Origin of the sequence: Chroococcidiopsis thermalis PCC 7203 (assembly GCF_000317125.1) — a bacterium.
GTDB lineage: Bacteria > Cyanobacteriota > Cyanobacteriia > Cyanobacteriales > Chroococcidiopsidaceae > Chroococcidiopsis > Chroococcidiopsis thermalis.
In genome coordinates this window covers 4,966,714-4,987,367 of sequence record NC_019695.1, presented here as the reverse complement: position 1 = coordinate 4,987,367, position 20,654 = coordinate 4,966,714, and the positions used below count along the sequence as shown (strand labels likewise).

Below are 20,654 nucleotides of genomic sequence, written 5' to 3'. Positions count from 1 at the left end.
ACACACCACGCTCTCGCCCCTCGCTTTAAGTTTATATACGATCGCCAGAAATGGTGCTACTACGGTTCACAAATTATTCACATTTTTCTTTTAACTTCAGATTTAAAGTCAGACAACTTAGCCGGAGATCGATCGCCGATCGCTGGTCAACGGTAAACTGTCAACGCACTGTCAACCACTCTGTGTTGTCTTGTCTGCCGATGGGTGAGTGAAGTGGAAGGCAGCCATTATGTGTATATCTAATAGTACCTGTAAGCCACATGTTGAATTAGCTGTAGATGTGTTTAAAACTCAGACACCTACGCTAATTAGCTCGCTTAAAGACTTTTTTACCGCTTTACCTAGCCCTAAATGTGTCGAGGAGATCTTAGCTACGGCACTTTATCAGCTTGCCGATACCGATCCCGATGCTTGTCGTTGGCTTTTACGTCATCCTCAATATCTCGAACCCGAACTAGATTTGGTAGAGTGGGCAACCCAGTTTGCCCTGAAGAAACTCCAAGCACAAGGGTTTGTACGGGAGCAAGATTTTCAGTTCGAGCCGAATGGTAAGTTACATGCCTGCGATCGCGCTAAAGTAAAGCTGAGTGCGGGTAACTCTACTGCTGAAAAGTTGATTTTAGAAGAGATTTTACAAGTAGGTAATTGAATATTTTATAGAGACTTACATATAACGTCCCTAGAATTCTACCACCCACAATCAAGGAATCATCCATGAGCTTAGACACTGTTTCTCAGCCTACATCAGTCGTAGAATCCAATCTGCAACAAACTGGTGAATATGACTTCGATCGCTTCAAAGAGTCAGTCATGGACACATATGCCCGTTTCCCGATTGCCTTAGAACGGGGTGCGGGTTGTCGGGTCTGGGACAGCACAGGAAAAGAATATCTCGATTTGGTCGCCGGAATTGCAACATGTACCCTGGGACACGCACACCCAGCGATGGTGGAAACAGTGACGCGCCAAATTCAGACGCTACACCACGTCTCCAACCTGTTTTACATCCCCGTGCAAGGGCAACTAGCACAATGGCTAGTTCAGCATTCATGTGCCGAGAAAGTCTTTTTGTGCAATTCTGGAGCGGAGGCTAACGAAGCGGCAATTAAACTGGCGCGCAAATACGCCCACACCGTACAGAAGATCGAGCATCCAGTCATGCTCACGGCCAACGCCAGCTTCCACGGCAGAACCCTAGCCACGATCACCGCTACCGGACAACCGAAATATCAGAAAAACTTTGCCCCCTTAGTCCCAGGGTTCCATTACGTCCCCTATAACGAGATTCAGGCGATCGAAGCCGCCATCTCAGAACTAGATGAAGGCGATCGGGCAGTGAGTGCAATTCTGCTCGAACCGCTGCAAGGAGAAGGCGGGGTGCGCCCCGGAGAAGTGGCATACTTCCAAGCAATTCGGCGGATTTGTGACGAAACCGGAATTTTACTAATTCTGGACGAAGTGCAAGCGGGAATGGGACGAACTGGGAAATTGTGGGGCTACGAGAATTTAGGCATCGAACCAGATATTTTCACTTCTGCCAAGGGTTTAGGTGGTGGTATCCCCATCGGCGCGATGATGTGCAAGCAGCATTGCGATGTGTTTGCACCAGGAGATCACGCCAGTACGTTTGGGGGCAATCCATTTGCCTGTGCAGTCGCCTTGACGGTGTGCCAAACAATTGAACGGGAGAATTTGTTAGAAAACGTGCAAGCACGCGGCGAACAGCTCAGAACGGGCTTGCGGGCGCTGGCAGCCAAATATCCCGCCCTCATCACTGACGTGCGCGGTTGGGGTTTAATTCATGGGATGGAGTTAGCTGCCGACAGCGAAATTACCGCAGCGGATGTAGTTAAAGCGGCGATCGCCGAAGGTTTATTACTCGTGCCAGCCGGAGCAAAAGTGCTGCGCTTCGTACCACCCTTGATTGTGACAGCCGCAGAAGTGGACGCAGCCTTACAAATTGTCGAACGAGCGATCGCTACTGTAAACGTATAGCAGCGGTTGCCAGACAGCAAAAAAAAGCAAAATTTTTGCTTGACTACAACACAAAAGGGTGGTCTACTGTTTCGAGAGAGTAGGCGAAAAGAAGGCTAAGAAAGGAAAACAATTCGCACTGCGATGAATTTTGGATTTCTCCTGAAGCCCATCTGCTCCCTGCTCCCTGCTCCCTGCTCCCTCTCAGGAGACGATGACCATGACTGCCTTCATTCCTTTCGATAACACGGTTGAATTCCTCACTGCTATCTATTTTGGTTCTGTGTTTGCGATTATGGCTGTTTCTCAGTTTTGTTTAGCAGCGATTGAAACTGTTGAGGAATCGAGTAAGTAAAAAGTTATTGCCTCGAAAACTTGTTATCTAAAAAAATTAGTATTTTAGTTCATCCCACTTCGCACGACTTGGGCTACTAAGCAAAGTTTATTCCATTCGCTAGTAATTTGATTTAACTTGCGGTTGAGAGTGTAGGCGATCGCATCTAAATTTTTGCCAGACTTTCTTAACTCTACAACTTGGCGCTGCCTTGGGGTTAGTTGCTCCCAAAATTCCTGCCATTGCTTAGGTGTCAAGCCGAAACTGTGTTCTTCTAAACTCGTGCCCAGCCAATGACTCACTAGTTCTGGATGATGTTTTAATCCAAATACTTTCACGGCATGGTAGACAATTTTTTCTCGCAGTCGATAGACTTCTTTGACTGATAAATTTAACTGTTGGGCGATCGCTTCTTGAGACCTACCTTGTAAGTATAGTTCTAACCATTGCGCGGCAGTTTCTCCCAAATTGTTAGTTAAATAGTTGCTAAATTTCGATTGCACGAGATGTCTTGCTGCGTACTGGTCTGCTTGGGTTTGGCTGTCTTGATACACGCTGACCGATCGCACGTCGATCGCGCTCCAAGTGCGATCGCCATCATCAGAAAGGAATTCGTCAGACAATAGTTTGAGAATTCTGCGTTCTGGAACTTGTGTGACTCCTCCCATCTGCGTCCGGCGAAGAAAATTGACAAAGCGATGCACGATTAAAGGTCGATTGTGAATCGGGCGCAAACAATATTCTTCTACAGTAGTTAATAGCAAGGCAGTTCGCAGCCTCATATCGTCAGTACACGCCGCAATCCAAGCTGTTTGTTGTTGCAAATAGCGATCGCGCTGCAACAAATCTTGGATAATTTCTTGCAAAACGTCAACGACTGCCCGACGGCGATCGCCACCCAAAGCAACGAGGGCGTGAATTTTATTTCGCAGTAGTACTAAACTGCACAAACGTATTGTCAAGCGGTGATATGCCTGCTGAGGTGAAACCCCTAAATAACGCTGTTTGAGGATGCGAAAGCGGTATTCCATAGCTTGCTGTGCTATAGATAACTGAAGAGAATTGCACGTTTGATAGCGTTCTGTATCTTCACCAATCAGCCAACGGACTATGCTTTCTCGGGCAGTATCGCTTTGCGCCGGACATTCTTGAGTGAGACGCAAACGCCATTCTTGGGAAATTTCCGTCGCTGTCGCTAGATGGCGATCGCGCTCCGCCACGTTTACTTGTATAGTTTGCATATCACCCTGCCGTGTGTTGAACTATCTTCTTAAATAGCGAGCGATTGGAAAATTTATGCAGGGGTTGGAGTCGTATACATGCGAACAAAACGTATTTTGCGAAATACTATCCTTGGCTTATCCAAAAGCGGCGTTTCTACTGCTCGTTTATTAGACAAAGAAAAATCTCACCTTAGCAGGGTTGACATTGCCCCCCTACACTTGGATTTTTTCTAAGGAATAAACTTCTTTAAGATCTCATAAGTATCTTCAATTATTCCCAGAGCTGCATTTAAACCTACATTAGTAGCTTCTACGCCCTCAGTCATGGTATCTTTAGCAGTCTCAGCTGTATTACCACTTTTATCAACAAAGCCGCTCAGTTTATCCATCATTTTTTCGAGATCTTTTGCCGTATCCATCAGCCGATCGAAGACTTCTTCTTGAGTTTCTTTATATTTAGAGATGGCATCTTCAGTTGTATCTGATGTCGATTCTTGCAAATCTTTGGTTTTCTCAGTTAGTTGCTCTATTACATCCTCAACCTGAGTTGCAAATTCGCTAACTAATTCGGCAATTGCTGGAGCAGATTCATCTTTAATGTGCGATTCAAACTCTGAAGCTCGTTCTTCTAAATCGGATTGGTGACTCTCTAGCCGATCGGATACATCATTTTGGAGAAAATCTTCCTGCTCTGAAAACTGTTCCTCTAACTCTGTGGCAACTTCCTCTAGTTTTTCTTGAAGAGATTTAAAAACTTCTTCTACTGCCTCTAAAGTCGATTCTAGCTCGGATTTAGTCGAGTCTAAGTCTTCACCAAACGAACTGATTTCTGTTTTGGTAGCTTCGTTTTCTTCGTTAGTTTCATTCTGCCAAGTTTCTACATTTTCCTTGAGCTGAGTGACTTCTTGACTGAGCGATTCAGCTTCTTCACTCAAATCTTCCTTAGCGCTATTAATTCGTTCTAACAAAGATTGAGCGCGATCGCTTAATGTCTGCCAGTGACTATCCATTTGCTCGGAAACCTGAGCAATTTGTTCTCGCAAGCCTGTTAATTCTGACTGTGCTTGCTCGGCTTCACCTAATAATTCTGTCAGTTTAGTTACTGTTTCTGTTGCAGTTGTTTCAAAATCAGCCACGATTTACCTCGATTATAGTTCTAATATAGTTTCACTTAATTGCTTTAGCCAAAATCTATTCCCACGCTTTCGGCTACATCTTTCACAGCTTCAACTCCATCTTTAAGCGGATCGATAAATTCATCAAGCTGGTCGAATAATGGCTCTAATGCTTTACGAGCAATAGAAGCATCTTCGCTAGAACCCGAAATTTTCTGACTCATCTCTTCTACGGAATCTGTCACGTTTTTAACGGCTTCTGTAATTAATTCTTTCAGTTCTGCTTGAATTTTTTCTTGAGCTTGATTTAACAGCTCGTCCGTTTCGCCTTTGACGGTTTGCGTACTTAATTTATTTAAATTGGTAGTAAATTCTTGATGTAAGTCAAGAAAAGTATCTGCCATAGCTTGAATCTTTTCACCAACTTCTCCTTGTGACTTCTCCATATCTTCAGTAAATTGCTCGATCTGTTCGCTAAGAGCAGATTTTAATTCGTCTAGCTTTTCTTGGAAAGCTTCTACCTCTTTATTGGTTGCTTCTACAGCAGAAGTTAATTTGTCTTGACCGGATTGAATTTTTTCTTGAGCTTGTGTTAGCGTGCTTTGAGTTTCTTCACCCGTCCTTTCAGTTTTAGAACTACTTTCATCCAAATGTTCTTTGAGTTCTGAAATTTTGCCTTGAGTCGTTTCAATTTCGCTACTGAGTTGTCCTTGAGCTTCAGAGATAAATTCTGTTAAAGATTCAACTCCACTTTCAAGTTCGGCAATTTCACTTTCAAGTTGAGATTGATGCTCTGTAGCTTCCTCTTTTAATTCGGTTAGTGCAGTTTGAATTTGTTCGAGAATTTCTGCAATCTGCTCTTGCTTTTCTTCAATATTGCTAACCAGGCGATCGGCTTCTGCTTGGACTTCCGATGATAGTTGTACTAAACCATCTAGTTTTTCAGGAAATACACTCGCCATTTGAGATAACGATGTCAGGGTTTGTCCTAATTGCTCGTTCATATTTTAGACTTCCAATAGTTGAGACGCGATCGATGAGTTGAAAACAGCGTTAAAATATTTAGAATATATCGACACAATCCAAAACTGCTTTAATCGCTCCGGTAGCAACCTTGGCAGCAGCTAACGCTGGTAAGATAGGACTCAGCGCACCTGTTACAGACGAACCTGTTGTCATCATCATGATGTTTTCCGCTACTTCTTCAATCATTCCTTCTACAACTTCCTGAATCGCATTCTCAAAAGATTCTTGTAGCTCGTTCTTGAGGTTATCTTCTACGTGTTCGCTAGTATTTTCTAGAATTTCGGTCAATCGTTCTTTGAGTTCGTCAGCAAATTCAGTAACTTGTTCGTTAAAATCTCCAAAAGATTCGCTGAAATTATTTTCTAATTCCTCAAAACCAGAGGTGATTTTGTCTAACTGCTCTCCGGTGAGTTTATCGCTGTATTCGCTAAAAGCTTTTTCAAGATTAGAATTTTGAGTATCGCTAATTTCGTTTGCTACTTCTTCAAATTTTGATTCCAACTCACTTTGGAATGCTTCAATCTGTTCCTGAAGTTCTTCGATCGCCTCAGTTAAATCGTCAAATTTTTCCTGAGCTTCTGTTTGACCTTCGCCTACAGAGTTTTCAGTATTAGAAATTGTATCTTCTAAACTCTTAAATGCTTCTTTTAATTCTTCTAAGCTTGATTCTAGCTCTGATTTACTCTCGTTAATCTCTGATTCAAAATTAGCCTGAGCTGCTTCTACAGATTGAGCAACTTCATCTAATTTTCCTTCAATGTCTGTCATTGCTTGTTGCAAAGCATCGAGTTCGGCTCTCGTTTCTTCTTCATTACTGCTAAACTCTTCTAAAGCTGTCTGCAAAGATTCTGCTAAAGTTTCAATATTTGTACTAACGCTCTCGGCAGATTCATCTAAAGTTTCAGTTTCAGATTCTAGATCGGTACACACTTCTTCCATTTGCGTACAAGCAGTTTCGAGAATACCTAATAGTTCGTTCAGCTTCTCACTAGCTTCATCAACGTCACGCCCAAAATCTAGAACTTGTGCCATGCTGTATTATCCTTATTTTGAATTTAGCAAAAATAAAAGTTATCGATTAGCCTAAGATTTTATCAACCATGTCTAGTACTGGTTCGATTTTTTCGACAATATCAGTGACTTCACCAACCTTGTCCAAAATCTCACCTATTTTGCTGTCTAATGCATCGTTTACCTCATCTCCTGCATCTTGTAAATGCGATGTGGCTTCGGTGATTTTTTCGGCTGAACTCGTTAGTTCACCCATAACTTCTTCGACAAACTTTTGCGTCAGTGCTGATAATATGTCCTGAGAAGTTGAATCTAAGCTACTCTCAACTGCACTGATTTTGTCTTTTTTCTCGTTAGCTACGTCGGAGAAGTCATTTGTTAGTGATTCGAGCTGATTTTGTAGTTCTTCTGTCAAAGCTGCAAAGTCTTCTAAAACAGAGGATTTGCGATCGCCAAAACGACTTTCTGCATCCTCAACTTTGCCATGAAACTGCTCGATCTGCTCTTTTGCTTTTTCTAAATGCTTCTCTGCTTCTTGCTCGACTTCCTCCACGAGCTTCGATAGCTCCTCAAAACCCGATTTGGTTGTTTCGGTTTCCTGCTCCACTTCCGAAAGCATTTCTTCCTTCCGGTTCTTTAACTCTTCTAGTTGTTCGCCAATCTGCTCGATCTTTGCTTCTGTTTGAGATTGCAATTCGCCTACCTTTTGCTGTAAATCGCTGAAGCCCTGCTTAGCAGCTTCCATTTCGCTTTCTAAGTTTTGTTCGGCAGCTTCTAGTTCGTCACTGAGAGCATCAAACTTAGTAAATGCTTCCTCAGCGATGGAAGCGAGATTAGCTGCTAAATTGGTGGCAAATTCTAAAATTTGAGTGACTTGCTCGTTAGCTTGTTCTGCCGATTGAGTTAGCACTTGCGATCTTTGTTCGCACTGATCTAATAAGTCGTTAATGTTGTCTGCCATTTTTGCTCAAGCCTTGGGTTGACGTGAATTTTCGATCGAGCGATTTGTTTATGTAATTTTCAGCACTAAAATTTAACAGCGATCGCGATCGCTGTTCGCCAGTAGCAAATGTTGATAGGTGTGTCAGTAATAACGCTTTATAGCGATCCACATCTGTGACAGCAGATTCCGTAATTCAACAAAAAAACTCGTTGAGAGTTGCTGCGCCTTGAGTGAAATCTTGATACCCATACAAAAACTGTCGCATGAGTCTAAAAATTTTCTCTCAATGCGATCGTTCATTGCCTTACTGATTTATTCGGTTGTATCGGTTGTATTTGATTGTATTCAGTTATGATGTATACGATTTTCCTGACATTTATAAAACTCAGTAGATATACTGAAATTTAAGCTTCAAAATACTATTAAAATACGAAAATATTATAGATAGTACAGCCAGCAACAATAATTTAAGATTTGATTTCAGCATAGCCATAGCTCAGCTATGGCTCAATGAATAAATCAAAAATAAAAATTAAAAATTCGTAGAGGCGCACAGCCGTGCGCCTCTACGAATGTATTTCACCTGCATGGGAAACGTTATATCCTGAATGATATTAATTCTATTGGTATTGTTTATTAGTAATTATTGACTAGTCAATAACAGTCTCATTTGAGGAGTGAAATTCACGCCTGTGGTGGGCAATACCCACCCTACCGTAGAGTGCTTGCAACAAGAGCGCATTTCACAAATGACTAATGACAAATGACCAATGGCAAAAAAAAGGGGTTAACCCCTTCTAAATCTGGTTAACCCGCAAGCTTGGGAACGCGCAGAGAACTTATTTTTGCACGACCAATTTGACATTGGCATTTTGCAGACCGCGCTGCTTGACTTCTGCCAAAGTCTTATTTACTGCATACTTTTGGTTGATGGAGTTAATTAACTCGGTTTGGTTGTGCTTCTTAGCAACACCCCACAGGTCAGCGATTAGATCGAAAGAACCATCGCTGTTGCGAGACCAACCCAGATCGTATTCGCCTTCTAGAACTGCTACGATGTCAGAGCGAACGCGCTGACCGTTGTAACCACGGACATCAGCTTCGGTCTTAACATTAATTCCTAAGTCGCGCAGAGAAGTCTTGAGGATTTCTGCATCGGTGATTTTTGTACGCAGAGTGCTAAAGTGAGACATTTGGGATTCCTCCTGAAGGATAGTAACGATAAACGACAACGGTTTAGCTTAGTTAATGTCGCCGCAGTCTTGGGATGGGATATGCGGCTTAGGTAATCTGCTAGCTGGGCGGCTAGCCTTTCCCCCTGTGAACGTAGGAGAAAGCTTTTTAAAACTCCATGCGCTGATACTCAGCCACGGAGGATGCTGCTGGTCTAGCACGCTGTCTCGCCCATTCTCTCAGAGCCGTTACTTGCTCGGTCATTGTCCGAGAGAGGGGTAGCGTGGCTTTAATTGCAGCAATAATATCTAGTTGGGTAAACTCTCGATCTTGAGCAAAAGCATCGTACATCGCAGCGATTAAGGCTTGCTCGATCTCTGCACCAGAGAACCCATCGGCAATTTTTGCTAATTGATCGAGGTCGAAGCGGGACAGATCCCGTTTGCGCTTGAGCAGGTGAATGCTAAATATATCTTTGCGTTCTTCCGCGGTTGGCAGATCCACAAAGAAGATTTCGTCGAATCTCCCTTTACGTAAAAACTCCCCTGGTAATCTTTCCACGCGGTTAGCTGTTGCCATCACGAATACGGGAGAAGTTTTCTCTTGCATCCAGGTCAGGAAAGAGCCGAAGATGCGGCTAGACGTACCACCGTCAGAGTCAGCCGAGCCTGCCGTACCTGCAAAGGCTTTATCTAACTCGTCAATAAATAGGATTGTCGGCGAGATTGATTCTGCGGTTTTGAGGGCATTGCGTAGGTTAGCTTCAGAACGCCCTACCATCGAACCATCATATACTCGCCCCATGTCTAGCCTAAGTAGGGGCAGACCCCACAAGCGAGATGTCGTTTTGGCGATCAAAGATTTACCACACCCAGGAACCCCTAAAATCAGCATTCCCTTCGGCTGAGGCAGACCGTATTCTCTCGCTCTTTCTGTAAAAGCATTAGAACGTTGTTTGAGCCAGCGTTTCAGCTCTTCTAAACCACCAACGGCATCGATTGTGGCATCCTCTTCAATGTATTCTAAAATGCCGTTGCGCCGGATTAATTGCTTTTTCTCGGATAAGACGACTTCTACTTCATTTTCTGATAGCTGTCCCGCTGTTACCTGAGCCTTGCGGTAGACTTTTTCTGACTCATCTCGCGTTAAGCCCAAAGCTGCTTTTAATAATTTCTCTCTGGCATCTGTTGTCAGCCGCCGTCCGCGATTCTGCTCTAACTGCCGCTCTAATACTTGGTTCAATTCTGCCAAATCGGGGAGCGGGAAGTCTAGTACGACAACTTCTTTCTCTAATTCGATTGGAACCTGCTGCATCGGTGACATCAGAACGATCGTTTTCTGCGTGCCTTTAAAGCTGGCGATCGCATCTCGCAGCCATCTCGTCGTTACTGGTGCGTCAATAAAGGGGTGTAAATCCTTAAATATGAATATGCTCGGCTCTCGTTGGCGGATCACCCACTCGATCGCTGCTTCTGGAGATACGGTATTATGCTGCGTGACGTGGCGTGGCTGACCGTGTTCTACGATTCCGTGCGTCACCGTCCAGATGAATATTCGGCGCTGCGGTCTTAACTGGGCGATCGTTGCTATTGCTTGTTCAGCCCGCTCTTCCTCAGAGGTCACAAGGTATATCAGCGGGTATTGAGCTTGTATGAGAATATTTAGCTCTTCTTTCATTGCCTTTGACCTTACTTTTGACCCTAAAGATAGTACGGACAGCGCTTCGGATTCAGCTTTGATGAATCAGCTTCAATGAAATTAGTTTCAATGAAATTAGTGGCTGGCGAGGGCTAGTTGCCCTTCTTGTATTGCTGCTTCAGCCGCAACTCTTGCCGGCTTGGACTGCTCTATTACCCCCGGCTGATCCTTGAGGGATACTAGTTCGCCTTCGTTCAATGCCACCGTTGTTGCACATTCAGGACATGCATAAACTCTGTGCGTGTTGCCGTATGACTCTGCTTCGTCTATTAACTCTTGGTGAGATAAATAAAAAGCGAGCGCGCGGGCAGCGAGTTCTGACATTGGTTCCGAGTCGATCGCGGCTCTGATTTTGAGCCGCCGATGCAGTTCAGGCGTTAAATACAGCGTAACTTTTTGCTTAGCTTGCATATTTTTTTCAATCGTCTTACCCGGGTATGTATATCACGTTATCGGCTTACTCGCATAGTGTCAAGACAGCGTAGCGTTTTGACGGCATAAATGTAACATTTTTTAACAAAAATCCGAAAATTCAAATAGGAGGTAAGAGGCAAGAGGCAAGAGGCTTTGATTGGTTAGGCAATTGTACAGAAAATATACTCCTAATTTAGGACGCAAAAGGGGGACATAAACCTGGTAGATTTAGCGAATATCAGCGAGTAACACGCACAGACGATGAAAGTATTGGTTATTGGTGGCGATGGCTATTGCGGTTGGGCAACCGCGCTCTACTTATCCAATCGAGGTTACGAGGTTGGGATTCTAGACAGCATGGTACGGAGGCACTGGGATCTCGAACTTGGAGTAGATACCCTGACACCGATCGCAACGATTCAGCATCGGATTCAAAGGTGGCAAGACCTCACAGGCAAAAAGATCGATTTGTTTGTCGGCGATATTACCAACTACGAGTTTTTGAGCAAAACGCTGCACCAATTTGAACCGGAAGCGATCGTCCACTTTGGCGAACAGCGTTCCGCACCTTTTTCCATGATCGATCGCGAACACGCCGTACTGACGCAGGTGAATAATGTCGTTGGAACGCTGAATATTCTCTATGCCATGCGCGATAGTTTCCCCGACTGTCACTTGGTCAAGCTGGGGACAATGGGCGAATACGGCACGCCTAATATTGATATTGAAGAAGGGTACATTACAATCGAACACAACGGGCGCAAGGATACCTTACCCTATCCAAAGCAGCCAGGTAGTATGTACCACCTGAGCAAAGTCCACGACAGCCACAACATTCACTTTGCTTGTAAGATTTGGGGCTTACGCGCTACAGATTTGAACCAGGGTGTGGTTTATGGAGTCCTGACAGAGGAAACTGGCATGGACGAGATGTTGATCAATCGCCTCGACTACGATGGGGTGTTTGGTACGGCGCTGAACCGTTTCTGTATTCAAGCAGCGATCGGACATCCGCTGACAGTATATGGTAAGGGCGGGCAGACCCGTGGCTTTTTAGATATTCGGGATACGGTGCGCTGTGTCGAACTAGCGATCGCAAATCCTGCTAATCCTGGTGAATTCCGCGTCTTTAACCAATTTACCGAACTATTTAGCGTCGGCGACTTGGCTGTCATGGTGCAAAAAGCTGGCAACGCGCTGGGACTGAAAGTCGAAGTCAACAATCTCGATAATCCCAGAATTGAGCGGGAAGAACACTATTTCAATGCCAAAAATACGAGTTTACTGAGTCTCGGATTGCAACCGCATTTCCTCTCAGAAGCATTGCTTGATTCTCTGCTTAATTTTGCAGTCAAGTACCAAGATCGCGTCGATAAAAAACACATTCTACCCAAAGTGACTTGGAGAAGATAGTTACTGGTAGTTGGTAGTTGGTAGTTAGTTGGAGAATCCGCTTGTCCCTCATAATACGTAGTTGAGGGAGAGGGTCGTTGTAATGTCACTGGTGACGAAACTTTACCGATTGCAGATCGACCGATTGCCTAAGTCGGGAAATCATATTGTGGCGCAATATGATGACCGCTCCATTATGGTATACCAAGCTTATCGCTCAGCGATCGGTCGTTTTGCTGCCGAAGATGGCTATTTTGGCGGAGAATTTAAATTCGAGCAACTGTCTATCCCGTGAGAGATCCCAATATTGCGAAGAAGTTGGGATTATCGGAAAATACTTGCTGGTAACTTTCCCCAGCCTCAGCGCCCCTCAATAAGTATGAAAATTGCCTTATTTACAGAAACCTTCCTACCCAAGGTTGACGGTATTGTCACGCGGTTGCGTCACACGGTCGAACATTTACAACGTAACGGCGATCGCGTTTTAGTTGTTGCACCCGAAGGGGGGATTACAGAGTATCAAGGGGCGAAAGTTTACGGTGTTTCGGGTTTCCCTTTACCATTGTATCCAGAGTTAAAAATGGCATTACCACGCCCCGCGATCGGTCACGAACTGGAGAGATTCCAACCCGATATCGTCCATGTAGTCAACCCCGCAGTGTTAGGACTATCGGGGTTATTTTATGCGAAAGTGTTAAAAATTCCCTTAGTTGCCTCGTATCACACTCACTTACCGCAGTATTTACAGCATTACGGACTAGGAATGTTGGAAGGCTTGCTGTGGGAATTGCTCAAAACTGCTCACAATCAAGCAGAATTAAATTTGTGTACTTCAACGGCAATGGTAGAAGAGCTATCTAGCCACGGAATCCAACGAGTAGACTTGTGGCAGCGGGGAGTTGATACGGAGTTGTTTCATCCCGATTTAACTTGCGAACAAATGCGATCGCGGCTATCTCAAGGTCATCCCGATAGTCCCTTGTTACTCTACGTCGGTCGTCTGTCAGCGGAAAAAGAAATCGAACGGATTAAACCCGTATTAGAGGCAATTCCAGAGGCGCGCTTAGCTTTGGTAGGAGATGGACCTCATCGTTTAGCTTTAGAGAAACATTTTGCGGGAACGAATACTCACTTTGTCGGCTATCTCACGGGTAGAGACCTTGGTGCAGCGTTTGCTTCTGCTGATGCGTTTCTGTTTCCTTCGCGGACTGAGACGCTGGGACTAGTTTTACTTGAGGCAATGGCGGCTGGCTGTCCTGTAGTTGCAGCAAATTCAGGCGGAATTGTCGATATTGTCACGTCTGGAGTCAATGGTTATTTATTCGATCCTAAAGACGAACAAGGAGCGATCGCTGCAACTTTACATCTGTTAGAGCAAAAACAGGAGCGAGAAACCATTCGTCAAAATGCCCGTTTGGAGGCAGAACGCTGGGGATGGGCGGCGGCTACTCGTCAGTTACAGGGATATTATCAGATGGTAGAGTCAAAGCGTTTGGCAGAGAATGTTTTGGTAGGTTAATAAAAAATGTAGAGACAAAATGTAGAGACGTTACATGTAACGTCTCTACAAAAGAGAAATTTTTAACGCGGATGTAAACATCGTGCTATGACAATAGAACGTTAGCTATCTTTTTGCTCGTCGTCATTCTGAAATGGGTTTTCACCGATTCCCAACTCTTTTTTCGAGCGTTTGAGTTGTTTCCACAAGTCGCGAATTTTTTTGTATGCTTCATCCGGAGAAATTTTTCCGGCAGTTTCTAAGTTACAGATGTAACTGACATGCTGGGCGAATTCTTGGAGATTGGCGTTAAAGACTAAATTTTCAGGCTGTACTTTGCCATAGTAACGACTGCGAGGATGCAGAAAGTCAGAACTATTTACCATAATGACAAGAACTCTCCATAGAAATTTACATAACTCATTCTGTGTATCACGAAAACCGAGCGTCAACTACAGCAATATTACGGAAACTTGGTTTGCAGTTCTATTAATCTCTGGAGTTTTGACCGAATTAAGTTAAGGATTTAGTTGTGTGGCGATCGCTCGATGGAGCGCTGATTTATATTTTTTCACATTCAACCCGACTTTGCGATCTACCACAAGTTCAACGTTGGATCGCGATCGGCAATACTAGCGGGAGTGAAGCATTTGAAGTTTCAGATTTCGATCCCCCCTAACCCCCCTTAAAAAGAGGGGAACGAATGCCCTACTGCTAACCCAAATACTATTCCTCTTCTAAATCTAAATCTGGGAACGATTGTGGGGGGATTGCAGCGATAATCGCATCGAGTACTTTGGCGACAGGAATAATTTCCAAATCTACGTCAGGATAGGGTTGCCCTTTGGGTACAATTGCCCGCTTAAATCCTAGTTTAGCAGCTTCTTTCAGACGCAGTTCCATTTGAGAGACGGGGCGTACTTGTCCGCCTAACCCGACTTCTCCAATTAAAACAGTGCGCTGATCGACAATGCGATCGCGGAAAGAAGCGACTACGGCGATCGCGACTCCCAGATCTACAGCTGGTTCTTCCACGCTTAAGCCACCAGCAGAGGCGACATAGGCATCCAGTTTAGACAAAGGAATGCCAACTCGTTTTTCTAACACTGCCAAAATTTGCAGTAAACGGCTGTAGTCTATCCCCGTGGTAGAACGACGGGGTGAAGCATAGCTGGTGGGACTAACCAAGGCTTGTAACTCTACCACAATCGGGCGCGTGCCTTCGCAAGCAACCACTATCGCCGTTCCTGGTGAAGGATCGTCGCGGCTACCGAGAAATAATTCTGAAGGGTTGGCGACTTCCCGCAACCCGCGATCGATCATTTCAAAGATGCCAATTTCATGAGTAGCGCCAAAGCGATTCTTGACTGTGCGTAACAACCGATGGGAGGCGAAGCGATCGCCTTCAAAATAAAGTACTGTATCTACCAAATGTTCTAAAACTTTGGGACCCGCAATCGCACCTTCTTTGGTAACGTGTCCCACAATTAACATCGTAATATCTTCCCGTTTTGCGACTTGCATCAGGGCTGAGGTACATTCTCGCACCTGTGCTACCGAACCAGGGGCGGAAGTTAAGGCGGGAAAATAGACGGTTTGGATACTATCGATGACAGCTACATTGGGTTTGAGCGAATCGACTTCCCTCAGTATTTCTTCGAGATCTGTTTCTGGCAAAACGTATAAATCGGCTCTTGCACTACCATTGTTAACTAAATGACCGTTAGGCGATTGGTTTTGAAGCTGGGGATCTGATTCCTCTATAGGGTTTTGAAATTTAGATACACCCAAACGAGAAGCGCGTAACTTCACTTGCTGTCCTGACTCTTCACCGCAAACGTAGAGAATGCGATAGTTTTGGGCGAGTTGGTTAGAAACCTGTAGTAACAAAGTCGATTTGCCAATCCCCGGATCGCCGCCGATCAAAACCATAGAACCTGGTACAATACCACCACCGAGTACTCGGTCGAGTTCGTCATAGCCAGAACACCAGCGGCTCACTTGGCGATCGCTAATTTGGTCGAAGGTTAGAGAAGCGCGGGGTTTTGCGGCTTTAGCGATCGACTTACCATTGCTTTGCGGCGTTTGCTGCCAGCTAACCCCACGAGTTGGTAGCGTCCCGAGAGTTGTACTCGTAATTTGTTCTTCTAAGGAATTGTAAGTCCCGCAGGCAGGACACTTACCAAACCACTGAGGCGACTCTGCGCCACATTCATTGCAAACGAAATAGGTACGGGGTTTGGGCATTCGTTTAGTGCTTTTGTTGCGTTAAGTTAAATTTTGTTGGTAAAACCGCAAATATTAAAAAACCTTGAAAGTAAGTGAGTGCGAGAATTTCGGCTAATTTACATGGATTGAATGGGATAAGATCTTCATGTAATAGTACTAAAAATTAAAATTCAAAAATGTTGGTTTTAAGGAGCGTTGGTCAATTTGGAAAGTCATAAAGAAAAAATCCTAGTCGTGGACGACGAAGCCAGCATTCGGCGGATCTTAGAAACGCGGCTGTCGATGATTGGTTACGATGTCGTGACAGCAGCAGACGGCGAGGAAGCTTTGGATACATTTCGCAAAGCCGATCCAGATTTGGTTGTCTTGGACGTGATGATGCCGAAGTTAGATGGCTACGGCGTGTGTCAAGAGCTACGCAAGGAATCAGATGTACCAATTATTATGCTAACAGCCCTGGGCGATGTCGCCGATCGGATCACCGGACTGGAATTAGGTGCGGATGATTACGTAGTCAAGCCATTTTCCCCGAAAGAACTGGAAGCACGCATTCGCTCTGTATTGCGACGGGTAGATAAAACAGGTGCTTCGGGAATTCCTAGCTCTGGCGTGATCCAAGTAGGAAGTATCAAAATTGACACGAATAAGCGACAGGTTTACAAAGGAGACGAGCGGATTCGATTAACTGGAATGGAATTTAGCTTGCTAGAGCTGTTAGTCAGCCGTTCGGGGGAAGCCTTTTCGCGATCGGAAATCTTGCAGGAAGTTTGGGGCTATACGCCCGAACGACATGTAGACACTCGCGTAGTAGACGTGCATATCTCGCGACTGCGGGCGAAGTTAGAAGACGACCCTAGTAACCCAGAATTAATCCTTACCGCTAGAGGCACGGGTTATCTATTCCAACGGATTATCGAACCGGGAGAGGAGTGAATACTGGTGGATAGTGGCTAATTTGGGAAAAGAGACGGACAAGGGGGACAAGGGGGACAAGGGGGAACTCGCTCTTCCCCACGACCGAAGGGAGTGGGGATTAGGGGGACAAGGGGGACAAGGGGGACAAGGGAGAGATCGAAATTTCACTACACCCAACACTCTACATCCTTCTTTGTTCACTACTCACTGCTCGTTACTCACTACTCACTCCAACATGGCTAAACCAGATCCAAATCGAGTTGTAAGGCTAATACCTCTAGTGGTAGGGGGGTTAGCTGCTGTGTTGCTGTTGGTCAATCGGTTGCTGACACCGGAACTGACAGTGACTCAGGCACGGTCGGATGTTTTGGGGGCAATTGTCAGTGCGGTGCTAATTTTGACTGGCTTGCTTTGGCAGCAAGTCGCACCGCGCCTGCCGGATGCAGTAGAACTCGTGGGCGAGCAAAGGTTCGAGTTGGCTCCAGACTTGCCCGAAACAGTTAGGACAGAACTAGCATGGGCATCTTATTTGTTGTTGACAAATACCGTCACGCGATCGCTGATCGTGTTTTATCAGGGAAAAGTGTTGCTGCGGCGCGGCATCTTACCAGAGAAAGCCGAAGTGACTCCAGGGGCGATCGTCCAACGGGTGCTGGAAAAACATAAACCAGTTTACTTAGTGGCTTTGAGCGTTTACCCAGGACGATTTGAATTTGACTACTTGCCAGAAAACACCCAAGGAGTTATTTGTCAGCCCATCGGTCAGCAAGGCGTAATGATTTTGGGTGCAAATGCTCCCCGCAGCTATACCAAGCAAGACGAAACCTGGATCGCTGGTATTGCTGACAAGTTAGACGTTACCCTTTTTAGGGAGCAGGGAGCAGGGAGCAGGGAGTAGGGAAAAAGTCAAAAGTCAAAAGTTAAAAGTCAAAATTAACGATTCACTAATGACAAATGACGAACGACAAATGACAAATGAAAAATTATGCTAACTCTCTATTGGTTATTAGTTGCCCTCATGGTTGTCGGTGTGATTGGGGCAGTGGTTCCAGGGATTCCTGGGACGAGTTTGATTTTAGTCGCGATCGCAATTTGGGGTGTGGTGCAAGGTTCTTTTGGTAGCATTGCCGTACCTCTAATTGTGACGGTGGTGGTGTTGGCGCTTAGCGTCGGCATCGATCTGCTGGCTACCTTCTGGGGAGCGAAACGCGCTGGAGCCAGTAAATGGGGACAGATTGGTGCGGTTGTTGGTTTGCTATTGGGTATTTTTGGTTTATTGCCTGCTTTGCCGTTTGGTGGTCCCTTGTTAGGAATTTTGCTCGGACCTTTGTTAGGAGCAATTATTGGCGAGTATATTTATCAACGCGATCTTAAACGAGCCTTGAAAGCTGGAATCGGAATTGTAGTCGGTTCTCTGGTGGGAAATTTGATTCAGGGGTTATTGGCAATTGTGGCAGTCGGCTTTTTTCTCTATGCCACGCTACCACAAGTGATGGGATGAGCAAATTCGGATTAGCAGATTCGCGGTAGTTGTTCTCCGCTTAACATATCGACAATGCGTTGAGCGCCAATTTTACTCTTCATCGTGACAAAACCAGATGTTTTGCGTTCGGTAACACTGCCAATAATTTGAGCAGATTTTCCTAAAGGATGCGATCGCATAATTTTTATTGCTGTTTGGGCAAATTCTGGTGGCACAAAAGCGACAAATCTTCCTTCATTAGCGACATAAAGCGGATCGAAACCGAGGATTTCACACGCTCCTTGCACTTCTTCACTTATGGGGATGGCACTTTCATCAATTTCAGTTTTGACGCAGGCAGCTTGGGCAATTTCATTTAGAGCGCTCGATAAACCGCCACGAGTCAAATCGCGCAAACAGTGAATTTCAATTTCAGCCGCAAGCAGTTCTAGAATCAGACTCGCTAACGGTGCAGCGTCGCTCTCTATGGTAGTTTCAAAGGCTAAACCCTCCCTCTCGGTCATAATAGCAATGCCGTGACGACCGAGATCGCCATTGAGGAGCAACACATCCCCAGGCTGAATTGATTGGGGGGCGATCGCCTGGTCATGCTCGATAATTCCAACACCAGCAGTATTGATAAAAATGCCGTCTCCCTTCCCTTTATCCACAACCTTTGTATCGCCAGTCACGATCTGCACGTTGGCTGTTTGAGCTGCTTGTTGCATCGATCGCACCACCCGCCAGAGCGTTTCCATCGGTAGCCCTTCTTCCAAAATAAACCCAGCACTTAAATACAGCGGACGCGCTCCGCTCATCGCCAGATCGTTGACAGTGCCGTTAACTGCCAGCATTCCGATATCGCCGCCTGGAAAAAACAGGGGTTGAACTACATAAGAATCAGTGGTAAAAGCAATTCTGCCGCTTTTGAGGTGAATTTCGGCAGCGTCATGTGGCGCGCGATCGCTATGGCTAAATGTCGCCAAAAACATTTGTGAAATCAACTGATGCATTAACCTTCCACCACCCCCATGCGCCAGTAGAACGCGGGGATACTTGTCAATTGGGATGGGACAAGACAGGATAAAGTCTTCGGGTTCGCTCACTGACAACTCCTCTGCTCCTCTGCCTGTTGCCTTCTTACACCCGATGCCGATAACGATAATATGCCGCACAAGCCCCTTCTGAGGAAACCATCGGCGCACCCAGGGGATGTTCTGGCGTACAGCGATCGCCAAAGACAGGACATTCGTGAGGTTTTTTGATGCCTTGTAAGATCTGTCCGCTCAGACATTCGGTAGATTCTGCAATTGCGTAGTTAAAAATATCAAAGCGCTTTTGAGCATCAAATTCAGCATATCGATCGCGTAAGCCCAACCCACTTTGAGGAATACGACCAATTCCGCGCCATTGCCTCGGTACGACCTCAAATACTTCACGCATTAATCGTTGAGCGGTTTCATTTCCACTGTGCCGCACCGAACGAGCGTATTGATTTTCTAGTTGCGATCGCCCCGATTCCAATTGCTGAATGCACATATACACCCCTTGGAGGATGTCTAGCGGTTCAAACCCCGTGACGACAATCGGAATGCGATATTTCTGTACGAGCGGTTCGTACTGGGTGTATCCCATTACCGTGCAGACATGACCGGCTGCTAAAAATCCCTGAACTCGATGATGAGGTGAGGCAAGAATCGCCTCCATTGCTGGCGGAACTAATACGTGAGAAACCAGTAAGGAGAAATTTTTAACTTCCTGTCGCGCAGCTTGGTAAACCGCCATCGCTGTAGCGGGTGCAGTCGTTTCAAACCCCACAGCAAAGAAAACAACTTGTTTGTGAGGATGAGCTTGAGCGATTTTGAGCGCATCAAGCGGAGAATAGACAATGCGAATATCTCCCCCCATTGCCTTAACCGCCAGCAAATCTTTCTCCCTCTCCTCTACTCCCCTGCTCCCTGGAACACGCAACATATCTCCAAACGAACAGAAAATAACTTCGGGTTGCGTTGCGATCGCGATCGCCCGATCGATTAATTCCACAGGCGTGACGCAGACGGGACAACCAGGTCCGTGAATTAAGGTAATTTCTGGGGGTAAAAGTTCATCTATGCCAAATTTGACAATAGAATGGGTCTGACCGCCGCAGATTTCCATAATTGTCCAAGCTTGGGTAGTAATGGCAGCGATCGCCCGCGCGTATTGTCCAGCAGCATCAGCATCTCGGTATTCGTCAACGAACTTCAT

Annotated in this window: 23 protein-coding genes; 10 read left to right on the top strand and 13 right to left on the bottom strand. The window is 45.4% G+C overall.

The window, feature by feature from the left end; translation table 11 throughout:
* Window positions 1-229 precede the first annotated feature (229 nt).
* From CHRO_RS21655 to CHRO_RS32770, 3 genes are all read left to right on the top strand, one after another.
* Entirely contained in the window at window positions 230-649 is a 420-nt protein-coding gene (locus CHRO_RS21655) for a hypothetical protein (protein ID WP_015156362.1), read from the top strand.
* A 65-nt stretch (window positions 650-714) separates the two neighbouring features.
* Entirely contained in the window at window positions 715-1,995 is a 1,281-nt protein-coding gene (locus CHRO_RS21650; RefSeq protein ID WP_015156361.1) for an aspartate aminotransferase family protein, read from the top strand.
* A gap of 193 nt (window positions 1,996-2,188) precedes the next feature.
* A complete protein-coding gene (locus CHRO_RS32770) occupies window positions 2,189-2,329 on the top strand; it encodes a hypothetical protein (RefSeq protein ID WP_181246347.1) in 141 nt (46 codons plus the stop codon).
* Window positions 2,330-2,373: 44 nt separating this feature from the next.
* Here CHRO_RS32770 and CHRO_RS21645 read toward each other — a convergent pair whose 3' ends face one another.
* The 9 genes from CHRO_RS21645 to CHRO_RS21610 all read right to left on the bottom strand — a co-directional run bounded on the left by CHRO_RS21645 (window position 2,374) and on the right by CHRO_RS21610 (window position 10,908).
* Window positions 2,374-3,549 (bottom strand): HetZ-related protein 2, encoded by a 1,176-nt coding sequence (locus CHRO_RS21645; protein ID WP_015156359.1) that lies wholly within the window; start codon window positions 3,547-3,549, stop codon window positions 2,374-2,376.
* Between the two features lie 212 nt (window positions 3,550-3,761).
* The gene (locus CHRO_RS21640; RefSeq protein WP_015156358.1) at window positions 3,762-4,667 is read right to left on the bottom strand and encodes a coiled-coil domain-containing protein; all 906 of its coding nucleotides are present in this window, start codon (window positions 4,665-4,667) and stop codon (window positions 3,762-3,764) included.
* A gap of 44 nt (window positions 4,668-4,711) precedes the next feature.
* Window positions 4,712-5,650: a coiled-coil domain-containing protein gene (locus tag CHRO_RS21635; RefSeq protein ID WP_015156357.1), complete on the bottom strand. Its 939-nt coding sequence runs from the start codon at window positions 5,648-5,650 to the stop codon at window positions 4,712-4,714.
* Between the two features lie 58 nt (window positions 5,651-5,708).
* Window positions 5,709-6,704: a CorA family divalent cation transporter gene (locus CHRO_RS21630; protein WP_015156356.1), complete on the bottom strand. Its 996-nt coding sequence runs from the start codon at window positions 6,702-6,704 to the stop codon at window positions 5,709-5,711.
* Between the two features lie 46 nt (window positions 6,705-6,750).
* Window positions 6,751-7,644: a hypothetical protein gene (locus CHRO_RS21625; RefSeq protein WP_015156355.1), complete on the bottom strand. Its 894-nt coding sequence runs from the start codon at window positions 7,642-7,644 to the stop codon at window positions 6,751-6,753.
* Window positions 7,628-7,795 carry a hypothetical protein gene (locus tag CHRO_RS32765; RefSeq protein WP_181824218.1) on the bottom strand — a complete coding sequence of 56 codons (168 nt, stop codon included), beginning with the start codon at window positions 7,793-7,795 and terminating at the stop codon, window positions 7,628-7,630. The genes CHRO_RS21625 and CHRO_RS32765 overlap by 17 nt, the downstream gene beginning before the upstream one ends.
* Window positions 7,796-8,465: 670 nt before the next feature.
* Entirely contained in the window at window positions 8,466-8,819 is a 354-nt protein-coding gene (locus tag CHRO_RS21620) for a DUF1257 domain-containing protein (protein WP_015156354.1), read from the bottom strand.
* Between the two features lie 148 nt (window positions 8,820-8,967).
* Window positions 8,968-10,476: a stress-responsive protein Ycf46 gene (gene ycf46, locus CHRO_RS21615; RefSeq protein ID WP_015156353.1), complete on the bottom strand. Its 1,509-nt coding sequence runs from the start codon at window positions 10,474-10,476 to the stop codon at window positions 8,968-8,970.
* Window positions 10,477-10,572: 96 nt separating this feature from the next.
* A complete protein-coding gene (locus CHRO_RS21610; protein WP_015156352.1) occupies window positions 10,573-10,908 on the bottom strand; it encodes a slr0373 family blue light stress response protein in 336 nt (111 codons plus the stop codon).
* A gap of 264 nt (window positions 10,909-11,172) precedes the next feature.
* Between CHRO_RS21610 and CHRO_RS21605 the strand changes: the two genes are divergently transcribed.
* The 3 genes from CHRO_RS21605 (at window position 11,173) to CHRO_RS21595 (ending at window position 13,822) form a co-directional block, all read left to right on the top strand.
* Window positions 11,173-12,324 carry a UDP-sulfoquinovose synthase gene (locus CHRO_RS21605; RefSeq protein WP_015156351.1) on the top strand — a complete coding sequence of 384 codons (1,152 nt, stop codon included), beginning with the start codon at window positions 11,173-11,175 and terminating at the stop codon, window positions 12,322-12,324.
* Between the two features lie 82 nt (window positions 12,325-12,406).
* Entirely contained in the window at window positions 12,407-12,598 is a 192-nt protein-coding gene (locus CHRO_RS21600; RefSeq protein ID WP_015156350.1) for a DUF4291 family protein, read from the top strand.
* Window positions 12,599-12,682: 84 nt separating this feature from the next.
* Window positions 12,683-13,822: a glycosyltransferase family 4 protein gene (locus CHRO_RS21595; protein WP_015156349.1), complete on the top strand. Its 1,140-nt coding sequence runs from the start codon at window positions 12,683-12,685 to the stop codon at window positions 13,820-13,822.
* A gap of 101 nt (window positions 13,823-13,923) precedes the next feature.
* On the opposite strand, the gene CHRO_RS21590 is transcribed toward CHRO_RS21595, so the two are convergent.
* Entirely contained in the window at window positions 13,924-14,187 is a 264-nt protein-coding gene (locus CHRO_RS21590; RefSeq protein WP_015156348.1) for a DUF7219 family protein, read from the bottom strand.
* A 146-nt stretch (window positions 14,188-14,333) separates the two neighbouring features.
* Here CHRO_RS21590 and CHRO_RS32760 point away from each other — a divergent pair, with 146 nt between their 5' ends.
* Window positions 14,334-14,480: a hypothetical protein gene (locus CHRO_RS32760; RefSeq protein WP_181245521.1), complete on the top strand. Its 147-nt coding sequence runs from the start codon at window positions 14,334-14,336 to the stop codon at window positions 14,478-14,480.
* A gap of 47 nt (window positions 14,481-14,527) precedes the next feature.
* On the opposite strand, the gene radA is transcribed toward CHRO_RS32760, so the two are convergent.
* A complete protein-coding gene (radA, locus tag CHRO_RS21585; RefSeq protein ID WP_015156347.1) occupies window positions 14,528-16,048 on the bottom strand; it encodes a DNA repair protein RadA in 1,521 nt (506 codons plus the stop codon).
* 186 nt (window positions 16,049-16,234) lie between these two features.
* Between radA and rpaB the strand changes: the two genes are divergently transcribed.
* The 3 genes from rpaB to CHRO_RS21570 all read left to right on the top strand — a co-directional run bounded on the left by rpaB (window position 16,235) and on the right by CHRO_RS21570 (window position 18,446).
* The gene (rpaB, locus tag CHRO_RS21580) at window positions 16,235-16,963 is read left to right on the top strand and encodes a response regulator transcription factor RpaB (RefSeq protein ID WP_015156346.1); all 729 of its coding nucleotides are present in this window, start codon (window positions 16,235-16,237) and stop codon (window positions 16,961-16,963) included.
* Window positions 16,964-17,180: 217 nt separating this feature from the next.
* On the top strand, window positions 17,181-17,843 hold the full coding sequence (locus CHRO_RS21575; protein ID WP_041462582.1) for a cofactor assembly of complex C subunit B: 663 nt from the start codon (window positions 17,181-17,183) through the stop codon (window positions 17,841-17,843).
* An 87-nt stretch (window positions 17,844-17,930) separates the two neighbouring features.
* Complete coding sequence (locus CHRO_RS21570) at window positions 17,931-18,446, top strand: DUF456 domain-containing protein (RefSeq protein ID WP_015156344.1); 516 nt, start codon at window positions 17,931-17,933, stop codon at window positions 18,444-18,446.
* A gap of 11 nt (window positions 18,447-18,457) precedes the next feature.
* Here CHRO_RS21570 and hypE read toward each other — a convergent pair whose 3' ends face one another.
* Complete coding sequence (gene hypE / locus CHRO_RS21565) at window positions 18,458-19,513, bottom strand: hydrogenase expression/formation protein HypE (protein ID WP_015156343.1); 1,056 nt, start codon at window positions 19,511-19,513, stop codon at window positions 18,458-18,460.
* Window positions 19,514-19,547: 34 nt separating this feature from the next.
* Window positions 19,548-20,654: a hydrogenase formation protein HypD gene (gene hypD / locus CHRO_RS21560; protein ID WP_015156342.1), complete on the bottom strand. Its 1,107-nt coding sequence runs from the start codon at window positions 20,652-20,654 to the stop codon at window positions 19,548-19,550.